Raw genomic sequence first — 14,901 nt, 5'->3', positions numbered from 1 at the left:
CCGGCCTCGGACATGAGGACGGAAGCCGGGGACGGGCGACATCGTGTGGAGGTGGCAGGGGGGCGGGTAGGTGGGGTCCGGAATCCGTGAACACTTTCCCTCGAAGTGTTCACGGATTTCGATTCACCTACCAGGACCGTGCCGACCGGTGGAGAGGTCCCGGGCGGAGAGCACGCTCCGCCCCTCGGAGACGCATCGAGAGAACCGGGTTCCGGCGGTGGACGCCGAACCGGCGGGGCGTGCCGACGGGGCGCGACGGCGTTCCCTCGACACCGGTACGGGCCGGGAGACGCAGGGGATCACCCCGTGGGACACCCCTTTCCCCGGGGCGCCCGCTCGCTTCTCCCCCGTGCTGGAGTGAGCCGGGTCAAGGGTGGCCCGCAGGGCCATCGCCGCAGGCGACGCGCAGCGCCCTTGACGCGGCTCACGGAAGCACGACACTGGCCGAGAAGCGGGCGCCCCTCCCCCGACTCAGAACCCTCCCCCGGCCCAGATCCCTCCGCCGGCCCAGCCCCTTCTCCCGGCTCAGAACGCTTCCCCGGCCCCAGCCCCTCCGCCGACCTCAGAACCCGCCCCCGAAATCGCCACCCCCACCACCACCGCCGAAGTCCCCGCCCCCACCGAACCCGCCCCCGAAGTCCCCGGGATCGAAGTCCCCGCCGGACACGTCGCCTCCCGCGGACCCACCGCCGTCGCCGTCGCCGAAGTCCCCGTACCCCGCCCCGTAGTCCGCCGCGTACGAGGGCGAGGCCATCACGCTCCCGAGCATCGTCCCCACCAGCAGACCGGGCAGCATCCCACCGCCGAAATACCCCCCGGCCCAGGGCCCGTACGACGGCCCCGCGTCCCAGTACGGCCGCCGCCCGGCATCCGTGTCCACCTCCCGGACCACCGGCTCCCGGCCGTCGGCCAGCCGCGCGCGGTCGGCGGCGCAGACCGGCACCTCCCGGGTGCTGCCTCCCGGCGGGGTCCAGGCGGCGTCCGCGACCGACGGTCCGTGGCGGGGGTCGAAGAAGCACGGCGGACGCCGTTCCGGCAGCGGCCGGCCCTCGCGGCGCGCGGCGAGCCGGGCGAGGGAGAAGCGCCCGTTCTCCAGGGCCTCCGTCACCGCGCGCACGTCCTCGGGGCGGCGGGCGGCGGCCATCTCCGCCTTCGCCCGGTCGTAGGCGTCCAGACCCCGCGCGTAGTCCTCGCGCATCGCGTCGTCCGCGCCGGGCTCGGCGGGGTGGAAGTCGAGGCGGTCGAGTTCCTCGCCGAACGCGGTGATGTCCTCGTCGACGACCACACGCAGCCGTTCCAGGGCCTCCCGCCGCTCCTCCTCCCGGCGCCGCCGTCCGCGCCGCACGACGAGGTAGGCGCCCGCGGCCCCGGCCGCGACGATGCCGCCCGCGGTGATCAGCGCGGCCGTCGGGGTGGAGCCGCCACCGCCGGGGTCCCAGGAGGAGGGCGCTGAGCCGTGCACGCTGCGCGCGGCGTCGTCGACGAAGGCGTCGAGCTGGGCCTTCGGGTCGCTGACGCCCCGGGCGGCGGTGACGAGGTTGTCCACGCCCCGGCGCCCGAGCACCGCGCCGTCGGCACGGGCGTCGAAGCGGTCGCCGAGCCGGACGCCGTACAGGCCGGTGATGCCGGTGCTGGTGCGCAGGTTCCGGAAGAGGTCCGCCGTGGGGTGGCCGGGCGGCAGGACCACGACGAGGACGGGGACGTCCGCCCGTCTGATCCGCGCGGCGAGGTCGTCGGCGTCCGCGGCGGAGAGGAGACCGGAGGCGGCGGGATCCACGTACACCGGCCCGTCGCGCAGGGCCGCGCCGATCCGGGACGGGCCGGTGTCGGCCCGGGGACCGGCCACGGTGTCGGCACGGGCACCGGGCGCGCCGGCCGTCAGCACCGCCAGCGCGGCGACGACCGGCACGGCCAGCAGCCGCAGGAGCCGCGGCCCCGGGACGGGCGGCCGCGGAAGGAGCGGCCGTGGGAGGAGCGTGGTGCGGACGCCGTTCATACGGCGGAGGTACCCGTTTCCCCCTCCGTGAGACATCGGCGGCCGCCGGGGGCCGCCGGGGCCGGGGGCCGCGGAGGGGGGAACGGGAACGGCGGGGTCACTTCGCGGGGGCGACTCCGGCGCGCAGCAGCCCGTAGGTGTAGGCGTCCTCCAGCGCCTGCCAGGAGGCGGCGATCACGTTCTCGGCGACGCCCACCGTGGACCACTCGCCGGTGCCGTCGGTGGTGGCGATCAGGACCCGGGTCGTGGACTGGGTGCCGTGCACGCCCTCCAGGATGCGGACCTTGTAGTCGACGAGGTCGAGCTTGGCCAGCTCGGGGTAGATCTTCTCCAGGGCGACCCGCAGGGCGCGGTCCAGGGCGTTGACGGGCCCGTTGCCCTCGGCGGTGGCGACGATGCGCTCGCCCTTGGCCCAGAGCTTGACGGTGGCCTCGTTGGCGTGGCTGCCGTCGGGGCGGTCCTCGACGATGGCCCGCCAGGACTCGACGCGGAAGTAGGTGAGGGGGCGGCCCTCGGCCTCGGCGCGCAGCAGCAGTTCGAAGCTGGCGTCGGCGGCCTCGTAGGTGTAGCCCCGCAGCTCGCGTTCCTTGACGCGTTCGACGACCCGGCCGACGAGTTCCCGGTCGCCGCCGAGGTCGATGCCGAGTTCCTTGCCCTTGAGCTCGATGGAGGCGCGGCCGGCCATGTCGGAGACGAGCATCCGCATGGTGTTGCCGACCAGCTCGGGGTCGATGTGCTGGTAGAGGTCCGGGTCGACCTTGATGGCGGAGGCGTGCAGCCCGGCCTTGTGGGCGAAGGCGGAGACGCCGACGTAGGGCTGGTGGGTGGAGGGGGTGAGGTTGACGACCTCGGCGATGGCGTGGGAGATCCGGGTCATCTCGCGGAGCCGGCCCTCGGGGAGGACCGTCCGGCCGTACTTGAGCTCCAGGGCGGCGACGACGGGGAAGAGGTTGGCGTTGCCGACGCGCTCGCCGTAGCCGTTGGCGGTGCACTGGACGTGGGTGGCGCCGGCGTCGACGGCGGCGAGGGTGTTGGCGACGGCGCAGCCGGTGTCGTCCTGGGCGTGGATGCCGAGGCGGGCGCCGGTCTCCGCGAGGACGTCGGCGACGGTGGCCTGGACCTGCGCGGGGAGCATGCCGCCGTTGGTGTCGCAGAGGATGACGACGTCGGCGCCCGCGTCGGCGGCGGCGCGGACGACGGCGGTGGCGTACTCCGGGTTGGCGCGGTGGCCGTCGAAGAAGTGCTCGCAGTCGACGAAGACGCGGCGGCCCTGCGCCTTGAGATGGGCGACGGTGTCGGCGACCATGGCCAGGTTCTCGTCGAGGGTGGTGCGCAGGGCCAGCTCGACATGGCGGTCGTGGGACTTGGCGACCAGGGTGATCACCTGGGCCCCGGAGTCCAGCAGGGCCTTGACCTGCGGATCGTCGGCGGCGCTGGTGCCGGCGCGGCGGGTGGAGCCGAAGGCGACGAGCTGGGCGTGCCGGAAGTCGATCTCCTGTGCGGCGCGGGCGAAGAACTCGGTGTCGCGCGGGTTGGCGCCGGGCCAGCCGCCCTCGATGAAGCCCACTCCGAAGTCGTCCAGGTGCCGTGCGATGGCCAGCTTGTCCGCGACGGTGAGATTGATGCCCTCGCGCTGGGCGCCGTCGCGGAGGGTGGTGTCGAAGACGTGGAACGAATCGTCGAGTTCGCTGGTTGCGGTCATGATCTGAGGACTCCTGTAGGGGGATCTCGGTCTACCGGAATAACCGGTTCCACCGTCCGTCTATGATCCCGCGTGCTCTCTTCCCGGTGCGGGGTGGGCCGGGAAACAGAAAAACCTCTCGCGGGTGCGAGAGGTCTGCGCGCGGGTCGAGGACGACGGTGTCCACCCGTACCTGGTCGTACGAGGTGGTCACTGCGGACCGGCGCGCCTGCTGCCAATAATCGTGGCGAACGAGAGCACGGTCGCAGTCTGGCACAGTCCGCGCCGTCTCCACCGCCCGTCTCAGGATGCGAACGGCGGGCGTCCGGGACCGGGGTCCGGACGCCCGCCGGGAGATCAGGCCAGGCGGTGCATCCAGCCGTGGGGGTCGGGGGCGGTGCCGCGCTGGATGTCGAGCAGGGCGTCCCGCAGCCGCTGGGTGACCGCACCGGTCTCGCCGCCGCTCTGCCGCCATTCGGCCCCGGCCCGCTTCACCGTGCCGACGGGGGTGATCACGGCGGCGGTGCCGCAGGCGAAGACCTCGGTGAGGGTGCCGTTCTCGGAGTCGCGCTGCCACTGGTCGACCGTGACGCGGCCCTCCTCGGCCTCGTAGCCGAGGTCGCGGGCGACGGTGAGGAGGGAGTCGCGGGTGACGCCCTCCAGGATGGAGCCGGTGAGGGACGGGGTGACGATCCGGTCGCCGTAGACGAAGTACAGGTTCATCCCGCCCAGCTCCTCGACCCAGCGGTGCTCGACGGCGTCGAGGTAGCAGACCTGGTCGCAGCCCTTGGTCGCGGCCTCGGCCTGGGCGAGCAGGGAGGCGGCGTAGTTGCCGCCGGTCTTGGCGTCGCCCATGCCGCCGGGGACGGCGCGGACGCGGTCCTCGGAGATCCAGATGGAGACGGGCTTCAGCCCGCCGGAGAAGTAGGCGCCGGCCGGGGAGGCGATGACCAGGAAGAGGTATTCGTTGGCGGGGCGGACGCCGAGGCCGACCTCGGTGGCGATCATGAAGGGCCGCAGGTAGAGGGATTCCTCGCCGCCGTGCCCGGGGACCCACTCGCGGTCCTGGCGGACCAGCGCGTCGCAGGCCTCGGTGAACGTCTCGACGGGCAGTTCGGGCATGCCGAGGCGGCGGGCGGACGCCTGGAAGCGGCGGGCGTTCTTCTCCGGCCGGAAGGTGGCGACGGAACCGTCGGGCTGCCGGTACGCCTTCAGCCCCTCGAAGATCTCCTGCGCGTAGTGCAGCACCATGGTGGCCGGGTCGAGGGCGAGGGGGGCGTACGGCACGAGCTGGCCGTCGTGCCAGCCGCGGCCCTCGGTCCACTTGACCGTCACCATGTGGTCGGTGAAGTGACGGCCGAACCCGGGGTTGGCCAGAATCGTCCGGCGTTCCGCGTCGGAGAGGGGGTGGGCGGAGGGCTTGAGCTCGATCGTGGGCGTCGTCATGGGTCGTTGTCCTCACCGGTGTGGTTGTGACGAGCCGCTGTCACGCCCGCACGGCCGGTGGCCGGTGCTGGGACGTCCGAGCATTCCCTCACGTCGCGGCTTCATGTCCGATTATCGCGCATGGGGGAACGCCGGGACGGTGACGGCCGAACGGCGTGGCAGCGGCCCGGGGTTCGATAATCGCACCCGGCGGGGACGGGAGAAAGCCGCCGGGTGCCCTGTGTCATGGACCCGGCGGCTTCGAAGGGATGTGCTCGAGGTGCTCGGCGGGTGTCAGCCTGCCACGCGTACCGCGAGCGCGTCACCGATCTCGGTGGTGCTGCGGGCGGGCTGTCCGGCGCGCTCGCCGAGGTCGGCGGCGACCGCCTCGTCGATCCGGGCGGCCTCGGCCTCGTAGCCGAGGTGGCGCAGGAGCAGGGCGACGGACAGGACCGTGGCGGTGGGGTCGGCCTTGCCCTGGCCGGCGATGTCCGGCGCGGAGCCGTGCACCGGCTCGAACATCGAGGGGAACTCGCCGGCCGGGTTGATGTTTCCGCTGGCGGCGACGCCGATGCCGCCGGAGACGGCCGCGGCGAGGTCGGTGATGATGTCGCCGAAGAGGTTGTCGGTGACGATCACGTCGAAGCGCTCGGGCTGCGTGACGAGGTAGATCGTCGCCGCGTCCACGTGCATGTACTCGGTGGTGACCTCGGGGAACTCGGCGGCCACGGCGTTGAAGACGTTCGTCCACAGGTGACCGGCGAAGGTCAGCACGTTGTTCTTGTGGATGAGCGCGAGCTTCTTGCGGGGGCGGGCCTGGGCGCGGGCGAAGGCGTCGCGGACGACGCGCTCGACACCGAAGGCGGTGTTGACGGAGACCTCGGTGGCGACCTCGTGCTCGGTGCCCTTGCGGATCGTGCCGCCGTTGCCCGTGTAGGGGCCCTCGGTGCCCTCGCGGACGACGACGAAGTCGATCTCCGGCTCTCCGGCGAGGGGGCTGGCGACCCCCGGCAGCAGCTTCGACGGACGCAGGTTCACGTGGTGGTCGAAGGCGAAGCGGAGCTTGAGCAGGAAGCCGCGCTCCAGCACGCCGGAGGGGACCGACGGGTCGCCGATCGCGCCGAGCAGGATGGCGTCGTGGCCCTTGAGGGCGTCGAGGTCGGCGTCGGTGAGGGTCTCACCGGTGGCGTGGTAGCGCCGGGCGCCGAAGTCGAATTCCCTGGTCTCCAGCTTCACGTCCTGCGGAAGGACGGCGGAGAGGACCTTCAGACCCTCGGCCACGACCTCCTGGCCGATGCCGTCACCGGGGATCACTGCGAGATTGATGCTGCGAGACATGACGGCACCGTACTCCCTGTCCCACGGGATGACACGCGGCGTCCGCGATACGGACAGCGCGGGTCGGACCGTGTCTCAGTGGCCGGTGGAGCCGCCGTTGTCGCGGCGGTCGAGGGCGCGCTGGAGCGCCGCGGCGGCGTTCCTGCGGTCGGAGTCGCTGGTACGGGAGTGGTGACGGACACGGCGGCGGACGGCGGTCTCGGCCATGGGACAGCTCCTTCGGCACGGCACACGACGGTGCGGGGAACGGTGCGGAGAAAGGGGGTTCGAGACGCCGGAGTGGGCGGGGAGCCGGTGCCGCAGGGGTTTCCTGCGCAGGGGCACGGCTCACGACCGCCATTCGCCTGGTCGGCGAGTACGTTCGGCTCCTACAAAAGTAAGGGAGCGGGGAGTGTCTGTCTGCACAATTACTCGGGCTTCCTACTATCTGAGACGGTGAACCCCCTCACACCCCGCTGACCTGCGGTGATCTCTCAGAGGACATCGCCGTCGCGCCAGTCGAAGAGCAGCTCGGGGTCCTCGGCGGCGTCCGGGGCGGGCCAGACGCGGGTGCTGCCCTCCTCGTCGGCCAGCCGGACGGGGCCGCCGGGGCCGAGGGCGAGGAGGCGTCCGCTCCACACGGTCCAGCCGCGGGAGGCGTAGAGGGCGGCGCCGTCGGCGGAGGCGGAGAGCGCGCCGAAGTCGTAGGCGCGGGTGACGACGGTCTCCAGCGCGTCCATCACCAGGCCGCCGAGGCCGGTGCGCCGGACGTCGGAGCGGACGGCGACGCCCTCCACGTAGCCGACGCGCCGCCACCGCCCGGCGTGCCGGACCCGTCGCATCACCACCGCGCCGTGCGCGGCGAGGCCCCGCCCGTCGTGGACGAGGGCGTGCAGTCCACCGAGGGTGTGGTCCCAGTCGTCGTCGCTGAAGTCGCCGTCGAAGGCGTCGTCGAGGAGGACGCGGACGGCGGCCAGCTCACCGGGGGCGAGGTCGGCGGTGTGGGCGAGGCGCGGTCGAGGGGTCATGGGGCCATTGTCGCCGCGGGCCCGGCGCGGGGACGCGGAACGGGCCAGGTCCTCGGGAGGACCCGGCCCGTCGGGATCGCGCCGGACGTCAGCCCATGTGCGGGTAGGAGTAGTCGGTCGGCGGGACCAGCGTCTCCTTGATCGCGCGGGTCAGCGTCCACCGCATGAGGTTCTGCGGGGCACCGGCCTTGTCGTTGGTGCCGGAGGCACGGCCGCCGCCGAAGGGCTGCTGGCCGACGACGGCGCCGGTCGACTTGTCGTTGATGTAGAAGTTGCCGGCCGCGTAGCGGAGCTTCTCCATGGTGTACGCGGCGGCGGCGCGGTCCGCGGAGACGACCGAGCCGGTGAGGGCGTAGTCGGAGACGGCCTCCATCTGCGTCAGCATCTCGTCGTAGGCGTCGTCCTCGTAGACGTGCACGGCGAGGATCGGGCCGAAGTACTCGGTGCGGAAGACCTCGTTCTCCGGGTCGGAGCACTCGATGACGGTCGGGCGGACGAAGTAGCCGACCGAGTCGTCGTAGGTGCCGCCGGCGACGACGGTGCAGGTCGCGTCCTCGTGGGCGCGGTCGATGGCGGCCTTGTTCTTGGCGAAGGACCGCTCGTCGATGACGGCGCCGACGAAGTGCGAGAGGTCGGTGACGTCACCCATGGTGAGCCCGTCGATCTCGGCCGCGAACTCCTCCTTGAAGCCGTCGTTCCAGATGGACGCCGGGACGTAGGCGCGGGAGGTGGCGCTGCACTTCTGGCCCTGGTACTCGAAGGCGCCGCGGGTCAGGGCGGTCTTGAGCACGGCGCGGTCGGCGCTCGGGTGGGCGACGAGGAAGTCCTTGCCGCCGGTCTCGCCGACCAGGCGCGGGTAGGTGCGGTACTTCTCGATGTTGGCGCCGACCGTCTTCCACAGGTACTGGAAGGTCCGGGTCGAGCCGGTGAAGTGGATGCCCGCGAGGTCGCGGTGGTTCAGGGTGACCTCGGAGACGTCGATGCCGTCACCGGTGACGAGGTTGATGACGCCCTTGGGCAGCCCGGCCTCCTCCAGGAGGCTCATCAGCAGCACGGCGGCGTGGGTCTGCGTCGGGGACGGCTTCCAGACCACCACGTTGCCCATGAGGGCGGGGGCGGTGGGCAGGTTGGCGGCGATGGCGCTGAAGTTGAACGGCGTGATCGCGTAGACGAAGCCCTCCAGCGGGCGGTGGTCCATGCGGTTCCACACGCCCGGCGAGTTGGCCGGGGGCTGTTCGGCGAGGATGCCGCGCGCGTAGTGGACGTTGAACCGCCAGAAGTCGACCAGCTCGCAGGGGCTGTCGATCTCGGCCTGCTGGGCGGTCTTCGACTGGCCGAGCATGGTGGAGGCGGCGATGGTCTCGCGCCAGGGGCCGGCCAGCAGCTCGGCGGCGCGCAGGATGATCGCCGCGCGGTCGTCGAAGGACATCGCGCGCCAGGCGGGGGCGGCGGCCAGGGCGGCGTCGACGGCGTCCCGGGCGTCCTGCTGGGTCGCGTTCGCGTACGTGCCCAGGCGGGCCTTGTGGTTGTGCGGCTGCACGACGTCGAAGCGCTCGCCGCCGCCCATCCGCTTCTCGCCGCCGATGGTGCAGGGCAGGTCGACGGGGTTGTCGGCCAGCTCCTTGAGCCGCGCCTCCAGACGGGCGCGCTCGGGCGAGCCGGGGGCGTAGCCGTGGACCGGCTCGTTGACGGGGGTGGGGACCTGGGTCACAGCGTCCATAAGTTCCGGGACTCCTTGACGTTGAGCGGTTTCGAGCTGTGCTGCGGGATCGGTGGGCTGCTCCGCCCCGAGGGGCGAGGGCCCCGGCCGCTCAGCCCTTGCTGACCATCGAGCGGACGAAGAAACGCAGGTTCGCCGGCTTCTCCGCCAGACGGCGCATGAAGTAGCCGTACCAGTCGGTGCCGTAGGCGGTGTAGACGCGCATGCGGTGGCCCTCGGCGGCCAGCCGCAGGTGCTCGTCGCCGCGGATGCCGTAGAGCATCTGGAACTCGTACTCGTCGAGCTTGCGGCCCGCGAGCCGGGCGAGTTCCTGGGCGATGGAGATCAGACGCGGGTCGTGGGACCCGATCATCGGATAGCCCTCGCCCTCCATCAGCGTCCTGAGGATGCGGACGTACGCCCTGTCGATCTCGTGCTTGTCCTGGTACGCGACCTCGGCGGGCTCCTTGTAGGCGCCCTTCACCAACCGTACGCGAGAGCCGCTCGCGGCGAGGCGGCGCGCGTCGTCCTCGGTGCGGAAGAGGTACGCCTGGATGACGCAGCCGGTCTCGGGGAAGTCCTTCCGCAGCTCCTCGTGGATGGCGAACATCGAGTCGAGGGTGGTGTGGTCCTCGGCGTCCAGGGTGACGGTGGTGCCGACGGCGGCGGCGGCCTCGACGACCGGGCGGACGTTCTTCAGGGCCAGCTCGTGGCCCCCGTCCAGCGCCTGGCCGAACATGGAGAGCTTGACGGACATCTCGGCACGGGTGCCCAGCTCCAGCGGGCCGAGGTGCTCGATCAGCTCCAGATAGGCGTCGCGGGCGGCCTCGGCCTGGTCGGGGCGGGTGATGTCCTCGCCGACGACGTCCATCGTCAGTTCGAGGCCCCGATCGGTCAGGTCGCGGATGATGGGGAGGATCTGGTCGACCCGCTCACCCGGGATGAAGCGGTCGACGACCGGCTTGGTCACCGGCGCGGCGGAGACCAGACGGCGCATCCGGTCGCTGCGCGACGCGGCGAGAATCACGGGACCCAGCACGGGGCACCTCCACTTACCAACCAGAACGGGGCCGGTCCGACGGGAACGGACGTTCCGGGAACGGCACGGAGAACCACCGTGAAATCTAGGTTCGCCCCGGTTCCCGGGCTATCGACAGACGTCACGCATCCGTGCCCCGGATCTCAGACATCTGTCTGAAAAGCACGGCGTCATGCGACAGAATGTCCGGGTGACGTCGGATTCCAGAGGCTCAGGAGACCCCCGGGAGGCCAGCGGTCCCGGCGCGGCCGGGGACAGCGGGGACCGGGGCGCCCCCGGGGGCACGGGGGGCGGTGCCGTCCGGGCCCGGGGCGAGTACCAGGAGCTGGTGGACGAGATCTCCGAGCTGCTGGGCGCCCCGGCCACGCTGGAGAACCGGGACTTCGAGCTGATCTCCTTCGGCGTCTACGACAGCGAGGGGGACCTCGACCCGTCCGCGCTGGACCCGGTGCGCACCCGCTCGATCCTCACCCGCCGCTCGACGGCGGCGGTGCGGGAGTGGTTCGAGGGCTTCGGCATCACCCGCGCCACCGGCCCGGTGCGCATCCCGCCGACGCCGGAGGCGGGCGTGTACCGGGGAAGGATCTGCCTGCCGGTACGCCATCGGGGTGTCGTCCTCGGCTACGTCTGGCTGCTGGACACCGAGCCGGGCCCCACGGAGCGGCAGCTCGCCGCGGCCATGGAGGTGACCGCCCGGATCGGCGCGCTGCTCGCGGACGAGGCGCAGCAGGGCGCGGACCTGAGCCGGGAGCTGCGGGCGGTGCTGACCGCCGAGCGGGACTGGCAGCGGGAGATGGCGGTGGCGGAGCTGCGCTCCGCGCTGGGGGCCCGCGCCGACACCCCGCACACGGTGGTGTGCGTGGCGCCCTGGGCCTCGGCGCCGGACGACGCGCCGTCGGTGCGCACGGTGCCGGGGGCGGAGGCGCTGTGCACGGTGCCGTGGGGGCCGGCCGGGCACGCGCTGGCGCTGCTGGTGCGGCTGCGGTCGACGGACGTGCCGGGTCCGGCGCTCGCGGCGGCGGGGCGGCTGCTGGAGCGGGCCCGGGGCGCGGCGGCGGGGGTGGCGGGGCCGCGCACCGGGCTCGCGGAGCTGGCCGAGGCGTGGCGGGAGGCGTCGGCGTCGGCGCGGGCGGCGCTGGCGGAGCCGGGGTTCGGGCCGGTGGCCCAGTGGGCGTCGATCGGGCCGTACCGCCTGCTGACCGCGCTGCCGCCGCGCGCGGGGAAGGACGTGGCGGTGCGGGCGCTGCTGGGGCCCGCCCACCGGGAGCTGGCCCGCACCGCCGAGGTGTATCTGGACCGGGCCGGGCAGGCCGGGCGCACCGCCGCCGAGCTGGGCATCCACCGCCAGACGCTGTACTACCGGCTGTCCCGGGTGGAGCAGCTCACCGGGCTGGACCTGGACGACGGCGAGGACCGGCTGCTGCTGCACATGGCACTCAAGGCGCACCGCCTGTAGCGCCTCTCCCGACGCCGCCACCCGGGGAGACGGGGCGCGGGGCCCAGGGTGACGGGGCGCGGGGCCTGTGCCCCGGACGGCCGCGGGGGCGGAGGGGCTCCGCGGGCGGCGGCTCCACGGACAGGGCTCGGGGCGGGCGGCGGTCCGCGGACAGGGGCCCGAGGACGGCGGCTCCGCGGACAGGGGCCCCGAGGACGGCGGCTCCGCGGGCGCGGACGCTGCCCGCCGGCGCCCCGTATACCCGGCGTCCGGCGGCACCCGGCCCCCAGGGGGCAGCCACCGGGCGCGGAACGGGTGCCGGAGCGGGCGCGGAAACGCCGGACGGGCCGACCTCGCTGGTCGGCCCGTCCGGCGTGGAGGGCGGCCCCGTACGGGGCCGGGCGCCTCAGGCCAGGTTCACCGAGCGGGCGGACGTGGCGCCGATCTCGGCCTCGACCTCGGCCAGCACCCCGGCGGGCACGGTGTCGTCGACGGTGAGCACGGCGAGCGCCTCGCCGCCGACGGTCGAGCGGGAGACCTGCATGCCGGCGATGTTGAGCCCGGCCTCGCCGATGACGCGGCCGACGGTGCCGACGACACCGGGGCGGTCCTCGTAGCGCAGCACCACCATGTGGTCCGCGAGGGCGAGGTCGACGTCGTACGCGCCGATGGCGACGATCTTCTGGAGGTGCTTCGGACCGGCCAGCGTGCCGGAGACGGAGACCTCCTGGCCGTCCGCGAGGGTGCCGCGCACGGTGACCACGTTGCGGTGCTCGGGCGACTCGGAGCTGGTGGTCAGCCGGACCTCGACGCCGCGCTCCTGCGCGAACAGCGGGGCGTTGACGTAGGAGACGGTCTCGTCGACGACGTCCTCGAAGACGCCCTTGAGGGCGGACAGCTCCAGCACCTTGACGTCGTGCTGGGTGATCTCGCCGTAGACCTCGACGTCGAGACGGACGGCGACCTCGCCGGCCAGCGCGGTGAAGATCCGGCCGAGGCGCTCGGCCAGCGGCAGGCCGGGCTTGACGTCCTCGGCGATGACACCGCCCTGGACGTTGACCGCGTCCGGGACCAGCTCGCCGGCGAGGGCGAGGCGCACCGACCGGGCGACGGCGATGCCGGCCTTCTCCTGGGCCTCGTCGGTGGAGGCGCCGAGGTGCGGGGTGCAGACGACCTGGTCGAACTCGAACAGCGGCGAGTCGGTGCAGGGCTCCTTGGCGTACACGTCGAGGCCGGCGCCGGCGACCCGGCCCTCCTTGAGCGCCGCGTACAGCGCCTCCTCGTCGACGATGCCGCCGCGCGCGGCGTTGACGATGCGGACGCTGGGCTTGACCTTGCGCAGCGCCTCCTCGCCGATCAGGCCGAGGGTCTCGGGGGTCTTGGGCAGGTGGACGGTGATGAAGTCGGCGACCTCCAGCAGCTCGTCCAGCGGCAGGACCTTGACGCCCATCTGGGCGGCGCGCGCGGGCTGCACGTAGGGGTCGTAGGCGACGACCTTCATGCCGAAGGCGGACATCCGCTGGGCGACCAGGGCGCCGATGCGGCCGAGGCCGACGACGCCGAGGGTCTTCTCGGCCAGCTCGACACCGGTGTACTTGCTGCGCTTCCACTCGCCGTTCTTCAGCGCGGCGTTGGCCTGCGGGATGTGGCGGGCGGTGGCGACGAGCAGACCGCAGGCCAGCTCGGCGGCGGTGACGATGTTGGAGGTCGGGGCGTTGACGACCATCACGCCGGCCTTGGTGGCGGCGGAGACGTCCACGTTGTCCAGGCCGACACCGGCGCGGGCGACGACCTTCAGCCGGGTGGCGGCGGCGATGGCCTCGGCGTCGACCTTGGTGGCGGAGCGCACCAGGATGGCGTCCACGTCGGCGATGGCGGGCAGCAGCTCGCTACGGTCCGCGCCGTTGCAGTGGCGGATCTCGAAGTCGGGGCCAAGCGCGTCCACGGTGGCGGGCGACAGCTCTTCAGCGATGAGTACGACGGGTTTCGAGCTCACGTGAGTCCTCACAGGTCCAATGCGGACGGCCGTCCCGACGGCCGCATGCGGTGGAGGGTTGAGTGGCCGCGTGGAAGACGCACGACGCTGTGAGCCTGACGCGTTGTTGTGCAGCAGTGTAGTGGCGCGGCGGGCGGCGTCCTGCGCCTCTGCCAAACGATCACCCGTTGGTGGGCGGATGAGGGGGCGGCACCGTGGGAGCGGTGCCGCCCGGCGTGGGCCGGGGGGTCCGGGACGCTCGTCCGGGACCCCCTTGCGGCCGGGGCCCTACGCCTCCTCGTCGACCCAGCTCATGAGCTTGCGCAGCTCCTTGCCGGTGGTCTCCAGCAGGTGCTCGGCGTCCTGCTGCTTGTACTCGTTGTACTTCTTCAGACCGCTGTGGTACTCGTCCATCCAGTTCTTGGCGAAGGTGCCGTCCTGGATCTCGCCGAGGACCTTCTTCATCTCGGCCTTGGTGGCGTCGGTGATGATGCGGGGGCCGGTGACGTAGTCGCCCCACTCGGCGGTCTCGGAGATCGACCAGCGCATCTTCTCCAGGCCGCCCTCGTACATGAGGTCCACGATCAGCTTCAGCTCGTGGAGGCACTCGAAGTAGGCGATCTCGGGCTGGTAGCCGGCCTCGACCAGGGTCTCGAAGCCCGCCTTGACCAGGGCGGCGGTGCCGCCGCAGAGCACGGCCTGCTCGCCGAAGAGGTCGGTCTCGGTCTCCTCGGTGAAGGTGGTCTTGATGACGCCGGCGCGGGTGCCGCCGATGCCCTTGGCGTAGGACAGGGCCAGCGCGAACGCGTCGCCGGTGGCGTCCTGCTCGACGGCCGCGATGCAGGGGACGCCGCGACCCTCCTCGTACTGGCGGCGCACCAGGTGGCCCGGGCCCTTGGGGGCGACCATGCAGACGTCGACGCCGGCCGGGGGCTTGATGAAGCCGTAGCGGATGTTCAGGCCGTGGCCGAAGAACAGGGCGTCGCCGTCCTTCAGGTTGCCGGCGATGTGCTCCTCGTAGACCTGGGCCTGGATCGGGTCCGGGACCAGGATCATGATGACGTCGGCCTCGGCGGCGGCCTCGGAGGGGCTCACCACGCGCAGGCCCTGCTCCTCGGCCTTGGCCTTGGACTTGGAGCCCTCGTGCAGACCGACGCGCACGTCGACACCGGAGTCGCGCAGCGACAGGGCGTGGGCGTGGCCCTGGCTGCCGTAACCGATGACCGCGACCTTGCGGCCCTGGATGATGGACAGGTCGGCGTCGGCGTCGTAGAACAGCTCGGCCACTGGGTATCTCCTTGTGTGC

At 72.7% G+C, this 14,901-nt stretch carries 11 protein-coding genes; 1 reads left to right on the top strand and 10 read right to left on the bottom strand.

The window, feature by feature from the left end:
* Window positions 1-562: 562 nt before the first annotated feature.
* From ACZ7LB_RS19340 to ACZ7LB_RS19305, 8 genes are all read right to left on the bottom strand, one after another.
* On the bottom strand, window positions 563-1,996 hold the full coding sequence (locus ACZ7LB_RS19340) for a hypothetical protein (protein ID WP_471469665.1): 1,434 nt from the start codon (window positions 1,994-1,996) through the stop codon (window positions 563-565).
* 97 nt (window positions 1,997-2,093) lie between these two features.
* Complete coding sequence (cimA, locus tag ACZ7LB_RS19335; RefSeq protein ID WP_161224789.1) at window positions 2,094-3,698, bottom strand: citramalate synthase; 1,605 nt, start codon at window positions 3,696-3,698, stop codon at window positions 2,094-2,096.
* A gap of 336 nt (window positions 3,699-4,034) precedes the next feature.
* Complete coding sequence (locus ACZ7LB_RS19330) at window positions 4,035-5,123, bottom strand: branched-chain amino acid aminotransferase (protein WP_471469663.1); 1,089 nt, start codon at window positions 5,121-5,123, stop codon at window positions 4,035-4,037.
* Window positions 5,124-5,396: 273 nt separating this feature from the next.
* Window positions 5,397-6,440, bottom strand: coding sequence for a 3-isopropylmalate dehydrogenase (locus tag ACZ7LB_RS19325; RefSeq protein WP_471469661.1), 1,044 nt, complete (start codon window positions 6,438-6,440; stop codon window positions 5,397-5,399).
* A gap of 75 nt (window positions 6,441-6,515) precedes the next feature.
* Window positions 6,516-6,647 carry a hypothetical protein gene (locus tag ACZ7LB_RS19320; protein ID WP_265294565.1) on the bottom strand — a complete coding sequence of 44 codons (132 nt, stop codon included), beginning with the start codon at window positions 6,645-6,647 and terminating at the stop codon, window positions 6,516-6,518.
* A gap of 266 nt (window positions 6,648-6,913) precedes the next feature.
* Entirely contained in the window at window positions 6,914-7,447 is a 534-nt protein-coding gene (locus ACZ7LB_RS19315; protein WP_471469660.1) for a GNAT family N-acetyltransferase, read from the bottom strand.
* Window positions 7,448-7,535: 88 nt separating this feature from the next.
* Entirely contained in the window at window positions 7,536-9,167 is a 1,632-nt protein-coding gene (gene pruA / locus ACZ7LB_RS19310) for an L-glutamate gamma-semialdehyde dehydrogenase (RefSeq protein WP_471469659.1), read from the bottom strand.
* A 91-nt stretch (window positions 9,168-9,258) separates the two neighbouring features.
* Window positions 9,259-10,185 carry a proline dehydrogenase family protein gene (locus ACZ7LB_RS19305; protein ID WP_471469657.1) on the bottom strand — a complete coding sequence of 309 codons (927 nt, stop codon included), beginning with the start codon at window positions 10,183-10,185 and terminating at the stop codon, window positions 9,259-9,261.
* Window positions 10,186-10,357: 172 nt separating this feature from the next.
* Between ACZ7LB_RS19305 and ACZ7LB_RS19300 the strand changes: the two genes are divergently transcribed.
* Complete coding sequence (locus ACZ7LB_RS19300) at window positions 10,358-11,641, top strand: PucR family transcriptional regulator (RefSeq protein WP_471469656.1); 1,284 nt, start codon at window positions 10,358-10,360, stop codon at window positions 11,639-11,641.
* 385 nt (window positions 11,642-12,026) lie between these two features.
* Here the strand turns inward: ACZ7LB_RS19300 and serA are convergent, their stop codons facing one another.
* Window positions 12,027-13,616, bottom strand: a complete 1,590-nt coding sequence (gene serA, locus ACZ7LB_RS19295; protein WP_471469654.1) for a phosphoglycerate dehydrogenase — start codon at window positions 13,614-13,616, stop codon at window positions 12,027-12,029.
* Between the two features lie 267 nt (window positions 13,617-13,883).
* Window positions 13,884-14,882, bottom strand: coding sequence for a ketol-acid reductoisomerase (gene ilvC, locus ACZ7LB_RS19290; protein ID WP_471469653.1), 999 nt, complete (start codon window positions 14,880-14,882; stop codon window positions 13,884-13,886).
* Between the last annotated feature and the right edge of the window lie 19 nt (window positions 14,883-14,901).

The organism is Streptomyces sp. NPDC107521, assembly GCF_055598485.1.
Note: the sequence above shows the minus strand (reverse complement) of the source record. Positions and strands in the feature narration are given on the sequence as shown.